27 protein-coding genes, 1 pseudogene and 1 other annotated feature are annotated in these 24,922 nt (G+C 40.6%); of the genes and pseudogenes, 4 read left to right on the top strand and 24 right to left on the bottom strand.

Annotated features, from left to right (window positions below):
• The first annotated feature begins 9 nt into the window (after window positions 1-9).
• Entirely contained in the window at window positions 10-1,560 is a 1,551-nt protein-coding gene (gene spoVB / locus HPT25_RS00375) for a stage V sporulation protein B (RefSeq protein WP_173058438.1), read from the top strand.
• A gap of 30 nt (window positions 1,561-1,590) precedes the next feature.
• On the opposite strand, the gene HPT25_RS00380 is transcribed toward spoVB, so the two are convergent.
• Window positions 1,591-2,250, bottom strand: a complete 660-nt coding sequence (locus HPT25_RS00380; protein ID WP_173058440.1) for a DUF421 domain-containing protein — start codon at window positions 2,248-2,250, stop codon at window positions 1,591-1,593.
• Window positions 2,251-2,554: 304 nt separating this feature from the next.
• On the opposite strand from HPT25_RS00380, the gene HPT25_RS00385 reads away from it, so the two are divergent.
• Window positions 2,555-2,944, top strand: coding sequence for a TIGR04086 family membrane protein (locus HPT25_RS00385; protein ID WP_173070771.1), 390 nt, complete (start codon window positions 2,555-2,557; stop codon window positions 2,942-2,944).
• Between the two features lie 45 nt (window positions 2,945-2,989).
• Here HPT25_RS00385 and yajC read toward each other — a convergent pair whose 3' ends face one another.
• The 13 genes and pseudogenes from yajC to nadB all read right to left on the bottom strand — a co-directional run bounded on the left by yajC (window position 2,990) and on the right by nadB (window position 15,089).
• Window positions 2,990-3,268 carry a preprotein translocase subunit YajC gene (yajC, locus tag HPT25_RS00390; protein WP_173058442.1) on the bottom strand — a complete coding sequence of 93 codons (279 nt, stop codon included), beginning with the start codon at window positions 3,266-3,268 and terminating at the stop codon, window positions 2,990-2,992.
• Window positions 3,269-3,295: 27 nt separating this feature from the next.
• On the bottom strand, window positions 3,296-4,435 hold the full coding sequence (tgt, locus tag HPT25_RS00395; RefSeq protein WP_173058444.1) for a tRNA guanosine(34) transglycosylase Tgt: 1,140 nt from the start codon (window positions 4,433-4,435) through the stop codon (window positions 3,296-3,298).
• 28 nt (window positions 4,436-4,463) lie between these two features.
• The gene (gene queA, locus HPT25_RS00400) at window positions 4,464-5,492 is read right to left on the bottom strand and encodes a tRNA preQ1(34) S-adenosylmethionine ribosyltransferase-isomerase QueA (RefSeq protein ID WP_173058446.1); all 1,029 of its coding nucleotides are present in this window, start codon (window positions 5,490-5,492) and stop codon (window positions 4,464-4,466) included.
• A gap of 17 nt (window positions 5,493-5,509) precedes the next feature.
• A complete protein-coding gene (locus HPT25_RS00405; RefSeq protein WP_312857337.1) occupies window positions 5,510-5,692 on the bottom strand; it encodes a DUF2905 domain-containing protein in 183 nt (60 codons plus the stop codon).
• Window positions 5,693-5,712: 20 nt separating this feature from the next.
• Entirely contained in the window at window positions 5,713-6,714 is a 1,002-nt protein-coding gene (gene ruvB / locus HPT25_RS00410; RefSeq protein WP_173058450.1) for a Holliday junction branch migration DNA helicase RuvB, read from the bottom strand.
• 10 nt (window positions 6,715-6,724) lie between these two features.
• Entirely contained in the window at window positions 6,725-7,336 is a 612-nt protein-coding gene (gene ruvA / locus HPT25_RS00415; protein ID WP_173058452.1) for a Holliday junction branch migration protein RuvA, read from the bottom strand.
• Between the two features lie 138 nt (window positions 7,337-7,474).
• On the bottom strand, window positions 7,475-8,020 hold the full coding sequence (locus HPT25_RS00420) for an intercompartmental signaling factor BofC (protein WP_173058454.1): 546 nt from the start codon (window positions 8,018-8,020) through the stop codon (window positions 7,475-7,477).
• Window positions 8,021-8,135: 115 nt separating this feature from the next.
• On the bottom strand, window positions 8,136-8,822 hold the full coding sequence (locus HPT25_RS00425) for a YhcN/YlaJ family sporulation lipoprotein (protein ID WP_173058456.1): 687 nt from the start codon (window positions 8,820-8,822) through the stop codon (window positions 8,136-8,138).
• Between the two features lie 96 nt (window positions 8,823-8,918).
• Window positions 8,919-9,908, bottom strand: coding sequence for a phosphotransferase (locus tag HPT25_RS00430; protein WP_173058457.1), 990 nt, complete (start codon window positions 9,906-9,908; stop codon window positions 8,919-8,921).
• Window positions 9,909-11,213: 1,305 nt separating this feature from the next.
• A pseudogene (gene safA / locus HPT25_RS29325) lies at window positions 11,214-11,361 on the bottom strand (SafA/ExsA family spore coat assembly protein); the annotation flags it as partial.
• A 228-nt stretch (window positions 11,362-11,589) separates the two neighbouring features.
• The gene (nadA, locus tag HPT25_RS00440) at window positions 11,590-12,693 is read right to left on the bottom strand and encodes a quinolinate synthase NadA (RefSeq protein ID WP_173058461.1); all 1,104 of its coding nucleotides are present in this window, start codon (window positions 12,691-12,693) and stop codon (window positions 11,590-11,592) included.
• A 1-nt stretch (window position 12,694) separates the two neighbouring features.
• Entirely contained in the window at window positions 12,695-13,543 is an 849-nt protein-coding gene (gene nadC / locus HPT25_RS00445) for a carboxylating nicotinate-nucleotide diphosphorylase (RefSeq protein ID WP_173058463.1), read from the bottom strand.
• A complete protein-coding gene (gene nadB / locus HPT25_RS00450; protein ID WP_173058465.1) occupies window positions 13,497-15,089 on the bottom strand; it encodes an L-aspartate oxidase in 1,593 nt (530 codons plus the stop codon). The genes nadC and nadB overlap by 47 nt, the downstream gene beginning before the upstream one ends.
• Before the next feature lie 147 nt (window positions 15,090-15,236).
• Between nadB and HPT25_RS00455 the strand changes: the two genes are divergently transcribed.
• Window positions 15,237-16,385, top strand: coding sequence for an IscS subfamily cysteine desulfurase (locus HPT25_RS00455; RefSeq protein WP_173058467.1), 1,149 nt, complete (start codon window positions 15,237-15,239; stop codon window positions 16,383-16,385).
• Window positions 16,386-16,438: 53 nt separating this feature from the next.
• On the top strand, window positions 16,439-16,975 hold the full coding sequence (locus tag HPT25_RS00460; protein ID WP_173058469.1) for a transcription repressor NadR: 537 nt from the start codon (window positions 16,439-16,441) through the stop codon (window positions 16,973-16,975).
• Window positions 16,976-17,047: 72 nt separating this feature from the next.
• Here the strand turns inward: HPT25_RS00460 and pheA are convergent, their stop codons facing one another.
• The 10 genes from pheA to HPT25_RS00510 all read right to left on the bottom strand — a co-directional run bounded on the left by pheA (window position 17,048) and on the right by HPT25_RS00510 (window position 24,807).
• Window positions 17,048-17,902, bottom strand: coding sequence for a prephenate dehydratase (gene pheA / locus HPT25_RS00465; protein ID WP_173058471.1), 855 nt, complete (start codon window positions 17,900-17,902; stop codon window positions 17,048-17,050).
• Window positions 17,903-18,015: 113 nt separating this feature from the next.
• Window positions 18,016-18,465 (bottom strand): transcriptional regulator ThrR, encoded by a 450-nt coding sequence (thrR, locus tag HPT25_RS00470; RefSeq protein WP_173058473.1) that lies wholly within the window; start codon window positions 18,463-18,465, stop codon window positions 18,016-18,018.
• A gap of 38 nt (window positions 18,466-18,503) precedes the next feature.
• Window positions 18,504-19,790, bottom strand: coding sequence for a GTPase ObgE (gene obgE, locus HPT25_RS00475; RefSeq protein ID WP_173058475.1), 1,287 nt, complete (start codon window positions 19,788-19,790; stop codon window positions 18,504-18,506).
• A gap of 24 nt (window positions 19,791-19,814) precedes the next feature.
• Window positions 19,815-20,351 (bottom strand): sporulation initiation phosphotransferase B, encoded by a 537-nt coding sequence (locus HPT25_RS00480; RefSeq protein WP_173058477.1) that lies wholly within the window; start codon window positions 20,349-20,351, stop codon window positions 19,815-19,817.
• Window positions 20,352-20,552: 201 nt separating this feature from the next.
• Complete coding sequence (gene rpmA, locus HPT25_RS00485) at window positions 20,553-20,843, bottom strand: 50S ribosomal protein L27 (RefSeq protein WP_173058479.1); 291 nt, start codon at window positions 20,841-20,843, stop codon at window positions 20,553-20,555.
• Window positions 20,844-20,855: 12 nt separating this feature from the next.
• A complete protein-coding gene (locus HPT25_RS00490; RefSeq protein ID WP_173058481.1) occupies window positions 20,856-21,188 on the bottom strand; it encodes a ribosomal-processing cysteine protease Prp in 333 nt (110 codons plus the stop codon).
• A gap of 15 nt (window positions 21,189-21,203) precedes the next feature.
• Window positions 21,204-21,512, bottom strand: a complete 309-nt coding sequence (rplU, locus tag HPT25_RS00495; protein ID WP_173058483.1) for a 50S ribosomal protein L21 — start codon at window positions 21,510-21,512, stop codon at window positions 21,204-21,206.
• Window positions 21,513-21,525: 13 nt separating this feature from the next.
• Window positions 21,526-21,606 (bottom strand) — a sequence feature (ribosomal protein L21 leader region).
• Window positions 21,607-21,653: 47 nt separating this feature from the next.
• Window positions 21,654-23,117, bottom strand: a complete 1,464-nt coding sequence (locus HPT25_RS00500; RefSeq protein ID WP_173058485.1) for an Rne/Rng family ribonuclease — start codon at window positions 23,115-23,117, stop codon at window positions 21,654-21,656.
• Window positions 23,118-23,162: 45 nt separating this feature from the next.
• A complete protein-coding gene (locus HPT25_RS00505) occupies window positions 23,163-24,029 on the bottom strand; it encodes a M50 family metallopeptidase (protein ID WP_173058487.1) in 867 nt (288 codons plus the stop codon).
• Entirely contained in the window at window positions 24,022-24,807 is a 786-nt protein-coding gene (locus HPT25_RS00510; protein ID WP_173058489.1) for a M23 family metallopeptidase, read from the bottom strand. The genes HPT25_RS00505 and HPT25_RS00510 overlap by 8 nt, the downstream gene beginning before the upstream one ends.
• Between the last annotated feature and the right edge of the window lie 115 nt (window positions 24,808-24,922).

Genomic DNA, 24,922 nt, shown 5'->3' on the forward strand with positions numbered 1-24,922 from the left:
GGAAGGAGTATGTCTAAGTTTTTAAAAGGGACTTTCATCCTATTAATTGCAGGATTTATTACAAGAATCCTTGGATTTATTAATCGGATTGTTATCGCGCGAAGTATTGGCGAAGAAGGCGTCGGCTTATATATGATGGCATTTCCAACATTTATTCTAGTCGTGACCATCACACAGATGGGACTGCCGGTAGCTATCTCTAAAAACATCGCGGAGGCAGAAGCAAAAGGTGATTTTGCAGAAATAAAAAAAATTCTTGTTGTCTCTTTAGCTGCAACGATCGCATTATCGCTCATTTTTACACCGGCATTGATCTTGCTTGCCCCCATTCTATCAACAACGCTATTTACGGATCCTAGAACCTATTATCCGTTAATTGCGATCGCACCGGTTGTACCCATTATTGCGATTTCTTCTGTTTTAAGGGGGTATTTTCAAGGAAGGCAGAATATGAGGCCATCTGCCAACTCACAAATTTTGGAACAGCTAGTTAGAATTACTTTAATTGCCGTTATGACAAAAGCCTTTATTCCATATGGAATTGAATATGCAGCCGCCGCAGCAATGGTTTCATCTGTCATTGGTGAATTGGTGTCACTTGCCTATTTAATGACGGCCTTTAAACTTAAAAAACGCTTTAGACTTAGAAAAAACTTTTTTAAATTTGTTCAATCGGGAAAAACAACCTTCACCTCACTAATGGAGATTGCCCTTCCATCCATGGGAAGCAGAATGATTGGTTCCGTATCCTGGTTTTTTGAACCGATCGTTGTAGCACATAGTTTAGCCATAGCAGGGGTTGCTGCTGTTGAAGCAACAAAACAGTATGGCGCCCTGACAGGGTACGCACTTCCGCTATTAATGCTGCCTTCATTTGTTACTTTTTCGCTGGCAACTTCACTTGTTCCAGCAATCAGCGAGGCAAATTCACGCAATAACCAAAAATTGATTGAATACCGGCTTCAGGAAGCATTACGGTTCGTTTTCTTAACAGGAGGACTAGCTGTCATTGTACTGTACGTATTAGCTGATCCTTTAATGCAAATCATGTATGGATCCACAAAAGGTTCATACTTTATTAGGGTAATGGCACCTTTCTTTTTATTTTTTTATTATCAAGGCCCATTGCAGGCCGTGTTGCAAGCATTAAATCTGGCCAGGGCAGCGATGATTAACAGTTTAATTGGCGCCATTGTAAAAACGGCAGTGATTTTTATACTTGCTTCCCAGGATTCATTTGGAATTACGGGCGCTGCATTGGGGATTGTCATTGGATTTGTGGTTGTAACCGTCCTTCATTTTGCCACCGTCCTGAAGACAATTTCCTTTACTTTTTACATTCGAGATTATGCAAAAGGCTTTCTTGTGATGGCAGCATCAGGTTGGATTGGGTATTGGCTTTTTGCCAATATCCTCGTGGAAAATCTATTACTTATTAGAGTCGTTATTTCTTTAAGCGGCATGTGTATTTCCTATATGCTGTTACTATTGATTTTTGGATTAATCAAAAAAGACGACTTAAAACGAATCCCATGGATTGGTCGATTTTTCGCGTATTAAAAGACGTGCTGATCGTTAGCACGTCTCTTGTTATTCATCCATTGTATCAATAAAGAATTTGCCATTTTCATAGCTGCAAAATGATATTTTTTTTATGTCCCGATAGCCTCTTTTCTTTAATTCCTGACGGAGCCATAAGTTTGTTTTGTTGATTGTGTGTAAATTTTCTTCCTCAATCACGCCGTCGATAATCAATGGGATCGTAATATCTCCACCCTTTGTTTCATCCTTTGCGTTTTTTTGTTTTTCAATAACGGACAGACTTCCGGACGATTCCAGAATGGCAAACTCTACGTCAGCTATGCTGCGGATGTCCTTTTCTCTTAATTGAGTCATTAAATCATCAAAGTTATAGCGTTGCTTTCGCATAACCGTCTCATCTATTTTCCCTCTATTGATAATAATACTAGGTTTTCCATCAACGAAATCTCGAAATTTCTTGCTTTTCAGCGATATAATCGCCATAGAAATTTGAATGGCCATTAATAAAACCATTGGTAAAATGGCATGGAGGAGTTTGACAGTAGGCCGTTCAATTGCAACAACCGCCAATTCGCCAATCATGATGAAGACGACAAGATCCAGAATACTTAATTCTCCTATTTCCCGTTTTCCCATTAAGCGAAAAATTCCTAAAATTAAAATATAAAACATTAATGTCCGTACTGCGATGATTAAATATTCTCCCACAAGCTGTCGCTCCTTTTGTTCATTCCATCATATTATTCACATTAAATAACAAATCATTTAAGGAATATAATCCCAAATGCATTTAAAGAGAACTCGCCGACTGACGAGCCCGCTTGGTGGAAGACATAGGTGTAGTTGCGAATATGCCTGATAAAACAGTGATACTTTCCAATCGGCCGAGAAAAAGCAAAATTATTCATTCTACTTTTCCTCGTAAGTGAATACGCTTGTACTAAGGATAAACCGTTATCTTAAGCGCTGAGAAATAATCAGCCTTTCGAGAGCTTAAAAGGGGGAGAGAATCATCGAAACGAAAAGCTTTGGTACATCAGTTTTATACGGATTAATCTTTATTTTTGCTTTTGCAGCTATTTGCAGTCTTATTATTTCCCTGATTCTTAAATTCACCGCTGCCCGCGAAACATCACTTCAATACATTGTTACGGCGATTTCCTTTATTGCCTTATTCGGCGGCGGATTCTTATCAGGAGGAAAACGAAAGGAGAAAGGCTGGCTAATTGGCGGGGCTACCGGGATAATTTACTCGCTTATTATATTTTTATTTCAATACCTAGGTTATGACCGTCTCTTCGATATGCAGCAGATGATCTATCATATTTGTTATATTTTAATTGCCATGATGGGTGGAATTCTTGGGGTTAATCTCTCATCTAATCATTCGCGCTCTGCATAAAGTAAAAAGGAAGCCATCCTTTATAGAAGGCTTCCTTTTTATATTTTATACTTGTGCTTCTTTTCCTGCTTCTGTTACTTCACGTATAGCAGAGCGATCAAATGTGAGACGGCTTCCATCACCGCATTTAATCACAGCTTTTTTATCATCAATAGAGTCGATAAATCCGTGCATTCCGCCAATAGTAACAATTTTGTCACCTTTTTTTAGTTCTCTTTGCATTTGCTGAACTGCTTTTTGGCGCTTTTGCTGTGGGCGAATTAACAGGAAGTAAAACAACACAAACATTAAGATTAATGGAATGAGTGTAGTAGCTCCTTGCATCTTGTTCCCTCCTTTCAAACTTCTCTATTAGAAATTCTTCGCGTTCGGCTTGTTAAAACCATATCGCTCGAAAAATTCTTCGCGGAAATCACCAAGCCTGTCTTCCCTTATGGCTTGTCTGACCTTCTCCATCAATCTTAACAGAAAATAGAGATTATGGTAAGACGTTAATCGAATTCCAAATGTTTCATTGCAATGAATTAAATGGCGAATATAAGCTCTGCTGTAATTGCGGCATGTGTAGCAATCACATTCAGGGTCAATCGGGCCAAAATCACGGGCAAACTGGGCATTTTTGACCACAAGCCGACCGGAACTTGTCATCAAGGTGCCATTTCTTGCAATCCGTGTTGGCAATACACAATCAAACATATCAATTCCACGAATGGAACCATCAATAAGTGAATCCGGAGAGCCAACCCCCATTAAATAGCGGGGTTTATTTGCCGGCAGCATTGGGGTTGTAAATTCCAGCACACGGTTCATCACATCTTTTGGTTCCCCTACCGATAAACCGCCAACTGCATAGCCTGGGAAATCAAGTGAAATAAGATCATCTGCACTCTGTTTCCGAAGTTCCTCATATTCCCCACCTTGAACAATGCCAAAAAGCCCCTGATCATTAGGGCGTTGATGTGCTTTTAAACAGCGTTCTGCCCATCTTGAAGTCCGCTCCACCGATTTTTTCATGTATTCAAATGAAGCTGGATATGGCGGACATTCATCGAAAGCCATCATAATATCCGAACCTAGGGCATTTTGAATTTCCATCGCTTTTTCTGGTGAAAGAAATAATTTCTCTCCGCTCAAATGGTGACGGAAATGAACCCCTTCTTCTTCAATTTTGCGAAAATCACTTAAACTAAAGACTTGAAAACCACCGGAATCCGTTAATATTGCCCGATCCCAGTTCATAAATTTATGGAGGCCGCCTGCTTCCTTGATAATTTCATGGCCAGGACGCAGCCATAAATGATAGGTATTGCTTAAGATGATCCCGGCTCCCATTTCTTTTAAGTCTTCCGGTGCCATCGTTTTGACGGTTGCAAGGGTTCCTACAGGCATAAAAGCAGGGGTATCGAATGACCCGTGCGGTGTATGAACACGGCCAAGACGCGCGCCGGTCTGCTTACATGTTTTAATTAATTCGTAACGAATTGCAGTCAAATTACTAACTCCTTCCTCTATTCAATGCCTAAATAATAAACATGGCATCCCCAAAGCTAAAGAACCGATATCGGTCATTCACTGCTGTGTTGTAAGCATGTAAAATATGCTCTCTTCCAGCTAATGCACTTACCAGCATAATCAATGTTGATTTCGGTAAATGAAAATTGGTAATCATACCGTCAATGGCTTTAAATTCATATCCTGGATAAATAAAGATATCTGTCCAGCCATTTGCTTCCATGAAACGTCCATTATTTTTATAGGCAATTGTCTCCAGTGTTCTTGTCGATGTGGTTCCAACGGAAATGATTCTGCCGCCTTTTTCCCTCACCTTATTAAGAAGGTTTGCCGTATCTGCCGTCATCTGATAAAACTCAGAATGCATTTCATGGCCTTCCACATCGTCTACATTAACAGGTCTAAATGTTCCAAGACCTACATGCAAGGTAATAAAGGCTACATGGACACCCTTTGCCTCAATTTGTTTTAATAACTCTTCTGTAAAATGTAATCCGGCAGTTGGAGCAGCCGCAGAACCGAGTTCGCGGGCATATACGGTTTGGTAACGGTCACGATCGTCAAGCTGTTCTTTTATGTATGGAGGCAAAGGCATTTCTCCCAGTTGGTCCAATACCTCGTAAAAAATTCCATCATACGTAAATTTGAATCTTCTGCCGCCATGTTCAGAAGTTCCGGTACACACTGCTTTCAAGAGACCGTCTCCGAAATCAAGTGTGGTTCCTTCCTGGACTCTCTTGGCTGGTTTCACCAATGTTTCCCACTCATCGCCCTCGAGCTGTTTTAACAGCAGTACTTCTATTTTTGCTCCCGTTTCTGATTTCACACCAAATAGGCGTGCGGGAAGAACTTTTGTGTCATTTAAGACAAGGCAATCCCCTTCACGCAAATATTCCACGATATTTTTAAACACTTCATGCTTTATTTCACCTGTCTGCTTATTTAAAACCATTAATCTGCTATCTGTCCGATTCTTCAACGGAACTTGAGCAATTAATTCCTCAGGCAAGTGAAAATCAAATATATCTACTTTCATATTCAAACATCCTACCTTTAACGAAATCTGCCTATAAAATGAAATAAAAGTGATAGAACAATGCTGATGACAATGCAGGTAACAACTGGAAAGTAAAAAGTGGCATTGCCCTTTTTAATTAAAATGTCACCAGGCAGTTTTCCAAAATGCAAAAGAGGCATCAACAATCCTATGAAAAAAATAATCCCGCCCACAATCATGAGGGTTTTTGATAGGTGTGTCAAGGAGCTGGCACCTCCATACCAAAATGATGATAAGCAGCCGATGTTACTATTCTTCCTCTAGGTGTCCGCTGCAAAAAACCAATTTGCAATAAATACGGCTCATATACATCCTCTATCGTTTCTGATTCTTCCCCAATTGAAGCTGCAATGGTATCAAGTCCGACAGGTCCACCGCGGAATTTTTCGATGATTCCTTTTAAAAGTTTATGGTCGATATGGTCGAGACCCAATTTATCCACTTGAAGCAGCTCCAATGCTTCCTGCGCAAGTGTGAGATGAATCGAGCCGTTGCCTTTTACTTGGGCAAAATCTCTTACCCTTCGAAGCAGCCGATTGGCAATCCTCGGGGTTCCTCTGGCACGTCTGGCAATTTCTCTTGCAGAAGGATCATCCATGCCAACCTCGAATAATTCCGCTGTTCGCTTAACAATATTTTTCAAGTCTTCTTCCTTATAATACTCGAGACGACTCAAAACTCCAAATCGATCCCTTAGAGGAGCAGACAACGAACCAGCTCTTGTTGTCGCACCTACTAGTGTAAAGGGAGGCAAATCCAGCCTTACAGACCTAGCTGTTGGTCCTTTGCCAATGACAATATCAAGACAAAAATCTTCCATTGCTGGGTAAAGAACCTCTTCAATCGATCTGGCAAGCCGGTGAATCTCATCAATAAATAAAACATCCCCAGGCTCAAGTGCAGTCAAAATAGCTGCCAAATCTCCAGGCCGTTCAATGGCCGGGCCTGAAGTTGTGCGGATGTTGACGCCCATTTCATTCGCGATAATCATCGCCAGCGTGGTCTTTCCCAGACCTGGAGGACCATATAGTAAAACATGATCCAACGTTTCTCTTCTCAGTTTAGCTGCCTTTATGAAAATCTCCAAATTGTCCTTTACCTGTTCTTGTCCAATGTATTGCTTTAAAACCTGAGGCCTGAGACTCTGTTCAAAATTTTGTTCACTTTCATTCATTTCACCTGAAACAATTCGGTCTTCCATGAAATATCACCTATTTTAAAAGAATCTTTAACGCCTTCTTAATGTATTGATCTGTCGTCAATGGTTCTTTCTTTAGCTCTGGGGTAATCTTTTTTATTTCTTTTTCTGAATATCCCAGTGCCAGTAATGCCAGAATCGCCTCATCAAAATCATTATTTTGCTGTACTGGCTGTGAGGCAAATTTTTCTGCATTAAATAAGTTCGGAAAATAATCAGGCACAACATCCTGCAATTTCCCTTTTAAATCCAAAATCATTTGCCGTGCTGTTTTCTTCCCTACTCCTGGAAATTTAACTAAAAAACTTTCATCTTCATTTTCTATTGCTTGCACAACCTGCTCTACTTCTCCTGAGGCAAGAATTGCCAATGCTCCTTTTGGACCAATTCCCGAAACATTTAACAATTTTGTAAACAGCTTCTTTTCTTCTCTTGTTTCAAATCCGAATAATGCCATTACATCTTCACGAACATAATGATACGTATAGACCGTAACTAATGTTTCCATTTTGCTTGTATAAATAAACGGATTTGGTGTTGTAATTTGATAGCCGATGCCGTTATTTTCAATGACTAAATACTCCGGCCCCACAAATTCAACTGTTCCTTTAATAAAGTCAAACACCTGTATTCTCTCCCCTGATCATCCAGCACTACCGATGCTGCACGTAAATTCCGCACCGTATTTCATTCTACCATATAATTTTAAGCTTTTAATAAAAAATCAGCCTCAGATAAGGAATCGGGGCTGATTGCGAAATTTCTATTCATTTTTAACGGAATATGGCTTAAAAGTTTCCAATACTTGAACATAGCGATCTTTTGTGAGAATGGGTATACCCTGCAGAAGTTCTTCTTGTTTCTTACTTTCCAGTTTTTTTATATCAATCTGAAAAAAAGATTGGATGATTCTTGAGTGATCGGGTCTGCCATTAAAAATGGTTAAGACACCTTCTTTAGTAATACCAAAAAAACCATTTGCCTTTAATAATGGCGAAATATCATCAACCTGCTTTCTAAAAACCATTTTAGTCCCATTATTTTGAATGAGCTGCCACTGATCGTATTTGGACCAAAAATTTTCCTTCGACCAACAGGTTTCCTTCACTACTTCCTGACTTACTTCACCATCGAGATAAATTCTCTCCAATACGACTGTAATGTGCAGAGGTTCTGTTCTTGATTGGTCTCCCAGTTGGGCGGCATTGCCGTTCCATGGGAACACTAATGAATATCCCAAAACAACGAAAAGAATTATTGAGAATGCGGCTGCTTTATACCGAGACATTGGTCCCCAAATGAACCTCATGCTGACCACCTCTTTAGGTTTAGAAACATTCTTTACAGTCATAGTGTAGCCCATATTTGCCTTTTTATCCCTAACCAAAAAGGGCAAAGCCGGTATTAAGCTTTACCCCTTTTGGTTAGGGTATACGCTGTGGAATTTCATTGTTCATGTTCCGATCTCGGCCGAAGGTTCCTTCATCTACTAGAACATTCACACTTCTTCCTTTAACAAATGGCTTCACAGCGTCTTTGATTGCCTGTTTTGTTTGTTTATCGCGCTTGTTGTCATTTAATATCACTGAAACAGTGACGACATCTCCATAGGAAACGGAACGAACACTTCGAACATTCTCCATTCCTGATATCCTCGCCCTGATTTTATTCGTCATTCTTTCCTGAAAAGCAGGGTCGGTGACAGTTCCGGAGTTCCCTATTTGTGTATTTAAATGACCATGGTAGTTCATATCACTCGTGCTAAAGCGGTTATCTCTTTGAAAAAAATTTCGATCTGTCGATGCCAAAGGCGTGGTAGGGTTTTTCGGATTCCCATTTTCATCACGGGTTTGGAGCATTCTGCGTTTCTGTTCTTGTAATAGACGGCTTTCATCGCCTAATGTATGATCCAAAAACTCTGTTACAGGGCCATCGTTATCATTTAGCATTTCAAAATTCTGGGCCGGATGATTTTCATTTGAATAATATCCAACATGATGAATCGGATTATTCGAATTCGTTAAATTTGCCCGGCTATTGTTTGCATTACAGCCTGAAACACCTATTATCATTAAAGTTGAAAGAGGAATCATCCACTGACTCTTATTCAAGCGATAAACCCCCTCAAAACATTCTGAGCATATATATACTCAGGTTTAGGTTGTTATTTTAAAGGGATTTTCATTCTACCACAAATGTCCATATGCTTAATTCAATCGTTCCTTTAACTGGTCGATAAATTTCTTTCTTGAATAAAATTGACCAATGGATAAATTCATCACTTGTTTAAAAATACTTTGATTTGTATAAGTTTTTTCTCTGATCGTTCGATTCCATTCCCTGAAAATATCAGCAGGATAAGCTAGTGCGTATAAAAAAGCTTTATTATTCTTATATTTCTGCAGCTGTTTAAGGCTGGTTAATTTTTCAAAAGACCAATCTATATAAGGAAGAATTCGGTTTGCATACTGTAAATAATCAAACATGGCTGGACCTATATTTATTAAATCAAAATCAATAAGACATAATCTTCCATCCTTGTCAAGCAAAAAATTATGATGTGCAACATCACCATGCAAAATCACACTCGGTTCGCTTGGAGATGGGAACTGATTTAAGTTTAGACCTGATAAAGACCAACTAGCCCATTCCACAATTTCTGAAATAAATGGCTCCTTCATAAAATAGCCAAGAATGGGAAGATTGTTTGAAAAGCCGTGAAACCTTTCCTGCCATTTACCCATTAAGTCGCCATGCGGAAGAAGCGTCCGATAACGCTGTTCAAATGAAGCGGTTGCTTGGTGGAAGTGTTCCAGTAAATCTAATCCTTCCTGCCGATTTTTTTGGGATTGAAAAGTAAAAATGGATTTGTGCGGCTCAATATATTCCATACATCCAAAATAACGCCCTTCAAAATAAAGCTGTTCTTTCGCAGGCGGTGAAAAAAATACATATGTTTTAGAAAATCCTTCTTTTCTCAATGTTGCAGTAAATGCCTCTTGCAATTTAAGACGCTTAATGGTTGGATATCCCTTCATGATATAGGTATGTTCTTTCGTTTCCAATAAAATAACGGACTTTTTGATTGGAACCAAATCGATAATTTCCTCAGTAAACTGTGAGCGAAAATAAGAGAAGAGACGATCAAAATATGCATCGTCTCCAATATGATTTTTATTTGTTTTAGCTGCTCTCATCTGCATAACCAGGCATACCGTAGGATGTGCCAACCGGATCCATACCATATAGATTCATAAATGGCGGCTGGGCCACATTGATTGAACCAGAATATGGCGCACTATAGATCGGAGGGGTTGGTGGAATAAATTCTTGCTGCATTCCTGCCGGAGGTGCACCGCATCCACAATCATTCATAGCTCCTGTTCCAATTGGCAATCCTTGTTCTTGATATATAGGCTGTATTTGTTCTCCTGCAAATGGCGCAGCAAGTTCAGTAACATTATATTCCGCAGTACTTCCTGAAGGCGGGTATCCATATGGAATTTGCCCATTATCAGGTCTGTAACCATATGGACTTCCTACACCTGGAGTTCCATACATGGTTCCAGGCACTCCAGGTGCCCCAGGAACATACTCTACAGATTGTTGCACAGGATATCCAACTGGTGCCCCCGGTACATAACCTCCAGGCACTGCACCTGGGTATCCTGGGTATCCTGGCTGATAGCCTGCGGGATATCCTGCTGCAGGATATTCTGCTGGAATTTGACCATATGCTGCTGGCAATGTACTGTACCCCGAAGGCACTTGGCCATATACATTAGTTCCTGAATATGGCATTGGAGTCCCTGGTACTGCTCCTGGGACACCCACTGGCCCTGCCCCAGGACTATAAGCAGGATTTACAACAGGCATTTGCGGCATAAACGATGATGATTCCATGTCAAAGTGATGCGGTGCATACACTGGCCCAGATACGGCTGGGACAACACCAGGCCCTGGTCCCATTGGCACAGCCATCCCCGGATTTGGATAATTAGGGTAAGGCATATACGGCTGCATTGGAACCCCCATTCCTCCAAATGGCGGACAGAATCCAGGCCCAGGCATAATAGGAGTGATCGGAACACAATATTCTTGCGGTTCACATGGCATTTCTTGCACAGGCTGAACAGGCGGCGGGATAGGGACTGTTATTTCTTTTTTCGGAACCTCTTTTACTTCAGGAAGTATATTGGCAGGTTTTGGCGGGAGCTGCGGCTGTTCAATCTTCATTTGTTGCATGTTCATCATATAATAATTATTAATATCTATTTCTGGGACTACTTGCAGAGGCATTTTCGGAGTATAGGGTGCTTTTGGTGCTTCCTTAATAATTGGCTGTTCTTTAATTGGAACTTCTTTAACAGGTACCTCCTTAATTGGTGCTGGAATTGGCTTTTCTTTGGCAAACGGGTGCTCAGTAAGCGGAATCTCTTTTTTAACTCCTGGCCCTGGATTATGTGTCCCATGGTGCATTTCTTTCTTTACGATTCCACCAGCTGTAGGGACTTTAATTTTCATTCCGGGCATAATCATATCAGGGTTACTGAGCTGCGAATTTAACTTTTTCAGCTCTTCAAAATTCACGCCGTACTTCTTGGCGATCTTCCAAAGAGTATCCCCTTTCTGTACGATATGGATCTTCACTCTGATTTCCCTCCTATGGCATAAGTCCATATAGTGTATGTGGAATTGGGCAAATTGCTAATATTCTTCATAAAAACTTATGCCTAATTAAAGACATTTATGAAGCAAAAAAATAAAGGGGTGTTTTACCAACTCATTCATTTTCATTCTATCAACAGCTAAATAACCAGCAGGGTGCTTCCACTTACAAAAAAATAGATGCAAATCAATGCATCTATTTTGAAGAGATTATTTACTTAAAAGCATGCGTTCCAATGCCAATTTAGCATTTTCGGCAATTTTCGGATCAACTTTAATGATTTGATCCTCCTGACCTGCTTCAATCATGTCTAAGCACCAGACTAAGTGCGGCAGATCAATTCTATTCATCGTCAAGCACGGACACATATGAGGGTTTAAAGAGATGATGTGCTTATCAGAATGATTTTGGATCAAGCGATTAACCAGATTCATTTCGGTTCCGATGGCCCATGCCGAACCAGGCTCCGCTTTTTCAATCATTTGAATGATAAAGCTAGTTGAACCCGCCTCATCAGATAAAGCTACCACTTCACGGGAGCATTCTGGATGAACGATAATTTTCATATCAGGATATTGTTTACGAGTATCGTGAATGTTTTGCACTGTAAAGTTTTCGTGGACGGAGCAATGCCCTTTCCAAAGAATGACTTTTATCCGCGAAACATCGCCCTCATATTCCAATGTATCTGTGATCGGATTCCAAACCGCCATTTCATCCAGACCTACCCCAAGATCAAAGGCAGTATTTCTTCCTAAGTGCTGATCCGGAAGGAATAAAATGCGTTCCTTTTGATTTAATGCCCATTTTACTTTTTCAGGAGCATTGGAAGAGGTAACAGTTGCCCCCCCATTCACACCGACAAATGCTTTAATCGCAGCAGTAGAATTGATATAAGTTAAAGGCAGGATCGTGTCACCAAAAATGGCCTGCAGTTTTTCCCATGCGCATTCTGTCTGCGGCATATCCGCCATATCGGCCATTGAACATCCCGCTCGCATATCCGGTAAAAAAACCTTTTGATTTTCAGTTGTTAAAATATCAGCCGTTTCAGCCATAAAATGAACACCGCAAAAAACAATATATTCCGCCTCAGTATTTTCAGCTGAAATCTGCGCCAATTTCAAGGAATCACCTGTAGCATCGGCAAACTGAATAACTTCATTTTTTTGATAATGATGGCCGGGAATAAACAGCCGGGCACCCATTTTTTGTTTTACTTCAAGAACACGAGCTTCCAATTCTTCACGGGACATGAGCTTATATTTTTCAGGAATCATCCGATTATTTTGTAATGAGGCTAAAATACTCAAATTATTCATCTCCTTTATTCCAAAACACTTTTACGCTAATATCTAATGCTTTATATGAGTGAGTTAAAAATCCAAGTGAAATGTAATGAACCCCTGTATCCTGATAATCAGCAAGGTTGCTAAGCTGAATCCCTCCTGAAGCCTCAGTAATAATGCCAGCAGGCACCAATTTGATAAACTCTTTAATCTCCTCAGGTGTGCGATTGTCGAACATGATGACATCCGCTCCGGCTCGAACTGCTTCCATAACTTGTTCCTCAGTCTCAACCTCAACTTCCACCTTAACCATAAGTCCTGCTGATTGGCGTACAGCTTCAACTGCCTTTATGATGGAGCCTGCAAAAGAAATATGGTTATCTTTAATCATCACACCATCGTATAGGCCAAAACGGTGATTATAACCACCGCCTGTCTTGACTGCATATTTTTCCAGCATTCGAAGACCAGGAGTCGTTTTTCTGGTATCACAAATCTTTGTAAAATCACTGTTAAGTGTGTTTACTGCTCTTTTAGTCATTGTTGCAATCCCACTCATACGCTGTATGAGATTTAGAACTACCCGTTCCCCTTTTAACAGATCGGATATTTTCCCTGAAACACGAGCAAGCTGCTGCCCTATTTCAATTGATTCACCGTCTTTAACAAATACATGGATGTTCAGTTCGTTATTTAAAAGCTGAAAACCCGTTTTAATGATTTCTTCACCGCAAAATATGCCATTGTCTTTTGCAAGAAAAACTATTTCACCTTTTGTTTCATCTGAAAATATGAGATCAGTCGTAATATCCTGTTCTCCAATATCTTCAATAAAAAATTGTTGAAGTTGTGATCGCAGTTTCAATTTGTTCATCGGTCGTCTCCACTTCCCGTTTATGTTTATGAATAATCGATTTTCTTAGCCAGTTTCGATTGTCCTCATGTGGATAGTCACTTCTATAGTGACCGCCGCGGCTTTCGGTTCTTTGGAGAGCCGCATTGGTGATTAATTGTGCCGTAAGAAGCATAAATATCTTTGTTAAATCAGAAACTGATACTGAATCATAATCGTTTATTTCTTCTACTTTAAATTGAGCCAGCCATTTTTCCTGCAGTTTAAGAACGGATTTGCTGCGGACTATACCTACCCGCTCCATCATGGACTCTTGGATTTGTTGAATTTCCGGCAAACGAATTTGCTCTCGCTTAAGCAGCTGTTTTTGGACAGCTATTTCATATGTGGGAACCGAAGGAATTGCATTGAGCCATTCGGCTAATTTTTTCCCTTGATACAAGCCTTCCAACAATGAATTGCTGGCTAAACGATTCGCACCATGCAGGCCGGTACAAGCAGCTTCCCCGATGGCATATAGCCCTGCAATGCTGGTTCTTCCGATAACATCTGTTTTAATTCCTCCCATTAAAAAATGGCTGCCAGGAACAACTGGTATTTTTCCATCTGCAAGGTCAATACCATTTTCCTCACAAATAACTGTAATGGAGGGGAATCTTGTCTTAAAGTCTGAAATACTAGTAATATCTAAAAAAACATGATGTCCTTTTTTCAAATAATCATAGATGGTTTGGGAAACAACGTATCTTGGGGCTAGATCCTTGTATGGGTGTACTCCCTCCATAATGTACGTGCCGTCATCGCTGACAAGCCTTGCACCTTCTCCTCTAACCGCCTCAGAGATGAGCCCTTTTGTTTCACCATTCACATATAATAATGTTGGATGGAATTGAATAAATTCCATATCAGTAATTTCTGCACCTGCTTGGTATGCAAGGGCTATTCCATCACCAGTTACTGTTTTAGCATTGGAGGTGTAGCTGTACAATTGACCGCAGCCACCAGTTGCCAGAATTATATGGTTACCATAATAGGTTTTAATTGATCCATCAGGTTGCTTTGTTTTGACACCTATACAACGATTGTCTTGTTTGTTTAATAACAATTGATAGACAAAAACATCCTCATCAACAGTCACATGTGACTTCAGCCTGTTTATTAAATATTCGCTAACCCTGCGACCGGTTGCATCCCCGCCCCCATGGACGATCCGATGCTCGCAGTGTGCTCCTTCCATGCCTAATAGAAGACTGCCTGTCATGTCTCGATCAAAAACATTTCCATGCTCGGCAATTTCTTGAATAAGCCCAGGAGCTTCATGAATAATTTGCCTGACAGCTTCCGGATTATTGTGATAGCTTCCTGCTTCTAACGTATCGTTATAATGTTTTGCAGGATGATCAGCGGGGCCGATTGCTGCTGCAATCCCACCCTGGGCAAGATAGGAATTAGAAACCGTTAATTTCGATTTTGTGAGAACTCTCACATTCAAATTCTTACCTAAATGGGAAGCTAGCTGTAATGCAGCGATCCCACTGCCAATAATTAACACATCCGCATTTGACATGTACATCACCTTTCTTCAATTGACAGGTGTCTTGACATATATATTTACACAGAATTAAACTAAATACAAGAGTTTTTATCTACAATGAGGGATTGGTAAGCTCCCACCCAAGAGCTGAAAAAAAACAGAGTATTGGAGAATAAAAAAATGATATATTTTGATTATGCTGCTACAACCCCATTGGATCCAGAAGCTGCTGAGGTATACTTGCAAGCTTCAACCCATTATTTCGGCAATGCCAGCAGCCTGCATGATATAGGCAGCCAGGCCGCGCTTTTACTTGATAATTGCCGTACCGAACTTGGCAAGCTTCTAGGTGTGGACAGCCGTGGGCTGTATTTTACAAGCGGAGGTTCTGAGGGGAATTTTTTAGCCATCGAGGCTTTGTTGTCAGCTTCGAATAAGAAAGGAAACCATATCATTTCCGGTATCGCAGAACATTCTTCCGTACATGGTGTCCTTAAACGTCTTGAGAAGAATGGATATGATGTGACACTACTTCCATTTGGTTCAAACGGGACAATCAATCTTGACCAACTCAAACATGCTATGAAACCTGAAACAAGCTTAGTAATCATTCAGCATATAAACTCGGAAATTGGCACCATTCAGCCAATTGAGGCAATCGGAAAGTTATGTAAAGAACATGATATCTACTTCCATAGTGATTTTGTCCAGTCCTTTGGCAAAATCGATCTTCGCAGTGTGATTCCATACGTCAGCAGCTTTTCATTTTCCGGTCATAAAATTTATGGCCCTAAAGGAATTGGCGGTGTCTATCTGGATCCGCAAATTGTCTGGCAATCATTCTTTCCCGATACGTCACACGAAAAAGGATTTCGCCCTGGGACTGTGAATATTCCGGCAATTGCTGCCATGACTGCTGCTGCCCAGAAAACTTTTGCCAGTCTGCCGGAGGAGCGCAATAAATTCATTCAGCTTCGTAAATCTTTATTGGAAACACTCAGTCCCATCATGAACAGGGTGAAAATTTTTCAAGCCAAAGATCCTTATCAACTACCCAATATTGTGGGTCTAAGTATTTCCGGTATTGAAGGACAATGGATGATGCTGGAGTGCAACAGACTTGGTTTAGCGATTTCAACAGGAAGTGCCTGTCAGCTAGGAATGCAAACCCCTGCAAAAGTAACGGAGGCACTGGGAGTGACGAACAATGAGGCAAAAGAATTCATTCGCATCTCATTTGGCCAGTCTACAACGCAGGAAGATGTTTTAAAGTTAGGAAAAGCAATTGTCCGGATTGTAAAGGAATTTGCTGGGGCTGTTGTTAAGTAATCAGCCATAATTATGCTAAAATAAGTTGACCATTTGAACACAGGAGGAGTTTTATGACCGAGCAAAAAAAAATCTTAGGAGAAGAAAGGAGGGCATTCATTTTAGAGCTGCTAAAAGAAAGCACTGCACCGCTTACAGGCAGTGACCTTGCCTCGAGAACGAACGTAAGCAGACAAGTAATTGTTGGGGATATTACCTTGCTTAAAGCAAAAAACGAACCGATCATTGCTACAAGTCAGGGATATATTTATTTAAACCAGGCTTCCGGAAATTCTGTTTATGAAAAGATTATAGCCTGCCGCCATACTCCTGAGCAGACAGAAAAAGAACTGAATATTATGGTTGACCATGGCGTATTAGTAAAGGATGTTAAAATCGAACATGCGGTTTATGGTGACCTAACGGCTTCGATCATGGTTTCCAACAGGCAGGATGTTAAGCAATTCATGGATAAAATTCGTTTCACAAAGGCCGCCCTTTTATCTGAATTAACTGGCGGCATCCATCTTCATACCATTTCAGCCAGAAATGAACAAACACTCAATCAGGCAGAAGACGCTCTAAGAAAAGAAGGATTTTTAATGGAATAGGAAAGGACCCTTACATCTCGCAGGGTCCTTTCACTTTTCTCACTAAACCTCGATTCCTTTACTACACTGTACTTAATCGGATTCCACCATTAATACGGGGTAACTTCCCAATACTTTCACACCACACCCGAGTGCTTCCATTTCTGCGATTGCCCCTGGGATTAGGACATCATCAAGCTGCATTTCTACATCAATAATAAAGAAATAATTGCCAATTCCTGTTTTCATAGGTCTAGACTCAATTTTAGAAAGATTCAGTTTTCTCCAGGCGAAGGCAGATAGAACTTGATGAAGTGCCCCTGCTTGATCGGAAGGTAGCGTCACCATCAACGTCGTTTTATAATGGTTTGAACTGCTTAAGGATTGAAAATCGATTTCTTTCTGAGATAATACGACAAATCGGGTGTGGTTATAGTCAAAATCATGTATATTTGGTTGAACAAGTGCCAGACCGTATACTTTTGCTGCGTATTCATTAGCTATTGCCGCTGCATTGATTTCCGGCGAATTCATCACCATTTGGGCCGCTGCAGCTGTCGAAGAGACACTTTCCAACGGGACGCCTTTAAACTGCTTATGTAAAAATTGATAGCATTGTGCAAGGGCATGAGAATGGCTATATATCTTGGATACTTCCTTCCACTTATCCGCATTAGCCGGATGAACCATCAAGTGCTGTTTTACTGGTATGGTGATTTCCCCAATAATTGGAATCTCTACTACCTGTGTTAAATAATCAAGTGTTATATTTACAGACCCCTCAAGGGTATTTTCCAAAGGAACGACTGCAAGTTCTGTTTCTTGATCCACCACAGCATCCATACATTCTGCAATTGTCCGATATGGGATGTGTTCAAACTCAGAAAATACCATCTTAACCGGTAATTCACTGAATGTTGCTTTTGGACCTAAATATCCTACCTTCACTTCTTCCTACTCCCTTTCTCAGCTGATAAAAAAATATAACTCCCCAAGCAGACATAAGTACTATAGGTGAGTTTTCTATCATTATGATGGAGAAAGGGGCTGCGACTTTTTCGCTATGCCCCTGTTCCCAGGACTTCAACCTTTTCTACAAATTCAAGCTTTCTAAGATCGGACAGTAAACGATCCATTTCATTTGTCATGTGGGCTGTGTTCAATGACAATGTGACATTCGCTCTTCCCTGAAGCGGTATGGTTTGGTGAATTGTTAATACGTTACATCCGGAATCGGCCACAACACTTAACAATTTTGACAATGTGCCTGAACGATCCTCCAAATGAAAGAACAGAGAAACAATTCTTTCTTTAGAAATGGTTGAAAAAGGGAATACAGTATCCCTGTATTTATAAAAAGCACTTCTGCTTAGGTCTACTTTCTGTACTGCTTCCCCAATAGATTCGACCTTGCCCCTTTCCAACATTTCCTTTGCTTCAATCGTTTTCTTCATCGCTTCAGGCAAAATATCTTCTCGGACCAAATAAAACTTCTTATCAAAATTTGCCATTATCATCTCTCCCTTAACCACACAGGGATCTATTCTTTTTATTCGATAAATTCAAATTCAAAATCCAATAATTTTACAAGATCCCCATCCTTTGCGCCTTTCTGCCTTAAGGCATCATCTACGCCGAGGCCGCGGAGCTGCCGAGCGAATCGGCGAACGGATTCATCCCGCGAAAAGTCAGTCATTTTGAACAGCTTTTCAATCTTTGCACCTGAAAGAACAAATGACCCGTCAGGATCTCTTGTTATGACAAAATTATCCGGATCTGCTTCATGCTTATAAACAACACGATGGATTCCTGTCTCCTCTTCATGTTCAAGCGGGAACTCTGGTGTATCTTCCAATTTGTCCGCAACTGCGAATAAAAGTTCACGTAAACCTTTACGCGTAACAGCTGAAATCGGGAATATTGGATAATCTTCCTTTAGCTTTTCTTTAAAAATCTTCAAGTTTTCTTCCGCTTCAGGCATGTCCATTTTATTGGCCACAATTATTTGCGGACGCTCTGTCAGCCTGAGGTTATATTCCTTCAATTCGCGATTAATTGTCAGAAAATCTTCAAATGGGTCTCTGCCCTCCATCGCGGCCATATCAATTACATGGACAATGACTCTCGTCCGTTCAATATGGCGCAAAAATTGATGCCCTAATCCAACACCTGCATGCGCGCCCTCAATAAGTCCTGGAAGGTCTGCCAAAACAAAGCTTCTGCCATCATCTGTTTCCACCATTCCAAGATTCGGAACAATCGTTGTAAAATGATATTCAGCAATTTTTGGCTTCGCTGAAGATACAACCGACAAAAGCGTGGATTTTCCAACGCTCGGAAACCCTACCAATCCTACATCGGCCAGGAGCTTTAATTCCAAGACTACATCTCGTTCTTGTCCTGGTTCACCGTTCTCAGAAAGTTCCGGCGCAGGGTTAGCTGGAGTGGCAAAACGGCTGTTTCCCCGGCCACCGCGACCGCCCTTTGCGATTACTGCCTGTTGCCCATGTTCCACTAAATCCGCAATGACTTCATTCGTTTCCGCATCCATTACAACCGTTCCAGGCGGCACCTTCACGATCATGTCTTTGGCGTTCTTGCCGTGTTGGTTCTTGGACATTCCATGCTCGCCTCTTGGCGCCTTAAAATGCCGCTGATATCGAAAGTCCATTAATGTCCTTAGACCTTCGTCCACCATAAACACTACATCTGCACCTTTGCCTCCGTCACCGCCGGCAGGGCCGCCCTTTGGTACATATTTTTCACGGCGGAAAGCAACCATCCCATTGCCCCCATCGCCGCCTTTTACATAAATCTTTACTTGATCGACAAACATTTTATTCCTCCTGCCGCACATCACCTAGATGAAAGGCATAAATACCTCTAGTGCGAGTTCATTTTCAAAGAATTCCTTAACTGTTATGTCCAGCATGACTTTGTGTTCAGTAAGGAATTTCTCTATTTGTTCATTGTGTATTATTATCCCGCTAAAATCGAAAAAGAATCGAATACCGTCTGATTGCGGCTCTATTGTAATCGACAAATTATTTTCATGAAAAAGCTCTATTGAATGATTTAAGCAGGAAAAAAATAATTCAGTCCAATTGGTCAAGAGTTCATCTTGTATTTTTAATGACTCTTGGTCATCCAATACTTCATATTCCAATTTAAAAGCATTTTGATCCCAGTTTGCTTTTAATAAAAATGATGCAAAACGAGGCATTGGCAGATTTGACAGCTTTGTTTCGTGCTGTGCTTCAATAACAATATCATTTATAACTGCTTTGGCCCGGTCCATTCGATTTAAATCAAGGTTCCCCTTTATAATCTGCAGCTTATTTAACCAATCATGACGCGAATGCCGCAGCACTTCAATTATATCCCAATCTTTCTCCATACCTTCGCTCCCAATTCATTGTCGGAAAACTGTTTTGCTGATAGTATATCAAAAAAACAACCATGAGTAAGCAATTTTGCGTGTTTTGAATCCATTCGAAGAGGGAAAAATGTGCTTACTGAAGAAATCAACGTGAAGATGTTCAGAAAGGCCTTATAAAAAGAAAACTCTAACCGGTCAGGTTAGAGCTTTCGGATATCTTTATGCTTCTTGAGCTACTGGATAGACACTTACTTTTTTGCGGTCACGACCAAAACGTTCGAATTTTACAACGCCGTCGATTTTTGCAAATAAAGTATCGTCTCCGCCGCGGCCAACGTTTTCACCTGGATAAATCTTGGTTCCGCGTTGACGATAAAGGATAGATCCGCCGGTAACGAATTGACCGTCTGCACGCTTAGCACCAAGGCGCTTTGCGATTGAGTCACGTCCGTTCTTTGTAGAACCTACTCCTTTTTTAGAAGCGAAAAACTGAAGATCAAATCTTAACATTTGTTCCACCTCCTACGGTTTGAAGGTAATTCTTATGTGCTTTCCGTAAGCTTTCTCAATCTCTTGCAGTGACAGAACCATGGCATTAAGAAGCAACTGTACTTTCTCATCGGTTTCAACTGAAAGGTTTTCAGGAAACACGCATTTAAGAAAGCCGGATTCTCCTTGATCTGCTTCGGCAGCGACACCCGTCAGCACCTCAATCGAATTGACGATGCCAAGCGTTACCGCTGATGCCCCCGCACAAACGATATCCTCGCCGTGCTCAGCAAATTCAGCATGTCCCATCATTGTAAAAGAATGAATCTTTCCGGAATCAGTACGATTAATCGTAATTCGAATCATCTAAACGACAACACCTTACGCGTTGATTTTTTCGATGACTACTTTAGTATAAGGTTGACGATGACCTTGTTTCTTACGGTTGTTTTTCTTAGCTTTGTACTTGAAAACAATGATTTTCTTCGCACGGCCTTGTTTTTCAACTTTAGCTGTAACAGTAGCGCCTGCAACAACAGGACTGCCAACTTTTACAGTTTCACCGCCAACGAAAAGAACTTTGTCAAAAGTAACAGTTTCGCCTGCTTCTGCATTTAATTTCTCAATGTAGATTGCTTGGCCTTCTTCAACTTTCAATTGTTTACCGCCAGTTTCGATAATTGCGTACATGAACTGCACCTCCTTATAAACTCAGACTCGCCATCAACAGGTGATTTGCAATAAGCAAAAACTTAAAACCTGTTCAGTGCGGTTGTAGCACGGGTGCTACAAACATAACAGTAAAATACTATCATACTCTCATCGATAGTGTCAATAATATTTCGTGATCTTTTCACCAATCTCTTGTCTGCTTCCTAGCTGTTTTACAATGTAATAAGGATTAGCAGAAGACTGTATCGAAAAATAAATAGTCAAATGAAGCAGCTCTTCTAAACTGGAACGGAATCTTTCATCTGGTCCTAATAATTCTGCTTTAACTTCTAATGTCGTCTCAATGAGGACTGCTTCAAAATCAGAGTTCCTGTGCTCCAGCAATTCCCTTTCCAAACGGAAGGCGATCGTTTCTGCACTTAAAATTCGCCCAGTACCATCACATATCGGACATTTCTTTTGCAATGTCCCGGAAATTGCCTCTTTCGTCCGCTTCCGTGTCAGCTGTAAGATTCCTAACTCTGTAAAACCAATGACTTTTGTCCGTTTTGCATCCTTGGCCAGCTCCGATTCAATTAACTGCAAAATCATTTGCCTGTCTGGTACCCGGACCATATCAATGAAGTCGATTAATATTATACCGCCAATATCACGTAAACGGAGCTGACGGAGGATTTCCATTGCTGCCAATTGGTTGGTTTTTAGGACTGTATCCTGATAGTCCGTCTTACCCGAAAATTTCCCTGTATTCACATCAATGACCGTCAATGCCTCTGTTTCGTCAAAAACGAGATAGGAACCGTTATCAAGCCAAACGATCCGTTTCAACGCTTTTTCAATTTCTTGCTCAACACGAAAAACAGAGAAAATATTTTCTTTCCCACTATAAAAAGCATAATGAAGATGCGGGCTTTTTTGCTCAAGTATTTTTTTTATTTCCAGGTCATCTGTCACAACTTCTCCTGAAGTCATTTTTGCTATTTGTTCTTGGATCCTTTCAAAAAATGTATCTTTTTGAAAAATAATACCTGTTTTTTTGAGCACGGATGTTCTTTTTAGCAATTCCTGATATTGCTGCCTTAAATCATCCAGTTCTGATTGCAGCTCCGTTTCTTCCGCTGTAATGCTGGAGGTTCGAAAAATTAGCCCCTCTTCTGTTGCTTTGATGCGGGTGCCAAGCTTCCGAAGCTGGGTTTTTATGTGCTCATCAGCAATTTTCTTTGAAACGGCAACATAGCGGCCATTTGGCATGTATATCAGATGGTTTCCTTCTAATTCTACAATTCCCGTCACTTTCGGGCCTTTAGTACCTACAGCATCCTTGTCAACTTGAACAAGTAGTTTTTCCCCTTGGTGAACAAAAGAAGTGATGCTTTTGTTCTTTTCAGCAGATAAAACATATGAAGGGATCGTATCGCGGTGCAAATAGGCATTTTTTGACTCCCCTATATCTATAAAAGCTGCATTCATTCCCGGCAGTACCTTTGTTACAGTTCCATAATAGATATTGCCGACCAGAGATTGCTGCTCCGGCCGGTCAAAACCAAGCTTTTCGACCCGTTGATCATGTATAAAAACATATCGTTTTTCACGACCCATATAGTTAATGATTAACTTATCCAAACCGGCAATTCCTCACTTTTCCTATAATAGTCCTATTATACCTTTTTAATAAGAAAAGAGAAGGTCGCCAAGTTTATCCGTTAACCGTTTTTCTTTAAAATAAGCATGCAGCAGCTCATTTTCGTCCAATGTGCCTTTTTCCCCGCCTTCTGCATTTACGATAATCGGGTGCTTGCAACCGCGCTGAAATTTCTCTAAAACGTGAATCACCAATTCCTGTTCATTTGCTTGAATAGGCTTCAAAACACTTAAACTAGCTCTTTTCCCATAATATCTCTCCAATAAAAAACGCATGAAAATAAATCTTCGCTGCTTCCATTCGTGGTAAAGCGAGAATACTAAAAATGCGATGACAATCCAGACATTTATATGTGTCGGAGCAGTCAACAAGATGGCCAGTGAAAAGATGAATAAACTAAAGAAGGAAAGTACGAGCGTGAACCGATGGGCACTGGAAAATGAATTTTTTAACGAGAACAGTAAAAATACCAGTTTTCCACCATCCAGCGGCCAAATCGGGAACAAATTAAATAGTAATATCATCAGGTTGTAATAAATAATTAACTGAAAGACATCCTCTGATATCAATTGAAAGAAAAAACAGGCAAACGCCGCCGCCATCATCCAAAGATGCTGAAGCGGTCCCATAAGCACCACAATCGCTTCCTCCTTTAACGGACGATTCCCATGTTCATCCATTTCTGCCACTCCGCCAAAAGGAAGGAGCGTGATTTTTTTGATTCTCCATGAAAAAAAAGAAGCTGCCGCTGCATGCCCCATTTCATGGATAAAAATGATTGCCAATAATAAGCAGACTTCTAGAAAATGAGCTGTCACAATGGAGAGGCCAATGACAATCCAAAGTAACGGATGAATTGAGACTAATCGAAATAGCTGGACCCATTTATTCAAAACGAATCACCTTGCTTGGATCGACAAAACTATCACCTTTTTTAATGGCAAAATAATATTTCCCTTTTGTTTGGTCCTCAGCTTTTGCCGTTGAAACTGTCCCTACAACCGTTCTTTTTTTGATATAGTCATATAAATTAACTTTTATTTCAGCCAAATTTCCGTACCAGGTTTCTGATTTGTCGGGATGTTGGACAATAACTGTTTTTCCCAATCCTTCCTTTACACCTGCAAACCGAACAAAGCCGTCATTTATAGCTTGGACTGCTGCTCCCTTTTGTGTCTCAATCATAATGCCCTGTCCGTTCTTTTGAAAATTTTCCAGGATTTTGCCCATCGCCGGAACAGCATATTCACTTTGAACTGTTTGCGTTTTATTTGTCTGATCCTGCTGCGAAAATGGCAGCAATGCCAAAGGCTTTCCGAATTTCTCTTCATACCATTGGGAAACAACAGCGAATTTAAAGTCGTCATCCATTGATTTTGTAACAAAGTCTCTCGCAGGAGCGAAACTGGCAGATTGATTCCTAAATAAAATGGCAACCGCTAAAAACAGTAGTATCGAAACCAAAATTTTGAAGAAGAAGATTTCCTTTTTAAATAAGGGATGTCCCTGGTCTTTCCCATCAGGATCAAATGAAGAAATGGGAGGAAATACGTGATGCTCATCATCTCCTGGCCAGATGATTCCCCGTTCATTACTAGGTGCTCCTGATTCTTTTTCTTTTTTCCTTTTGGCGATTCTTCGCCGTATTTCATCCGGTGTCGACCGCGCCATACTAATCCACCCTTTTTCCGCAATTTGTACAAGTCTATGTACGGCAAGTACAAAGTATGACAGGGATTAAAAAAGCCCGTCCACATTATTTGTGAACAGGCTTTACCATTTTTCT

The organism is Neobacillus endophyticus (assembly GCF_013248975.1).
GTDB classification, from domain to species: domain Bacteria; phylum Bacillota; class Bacilli; order Bacillales; family Cytobacillaceae; genus Neobacillus; species Neobacillus endophyticus.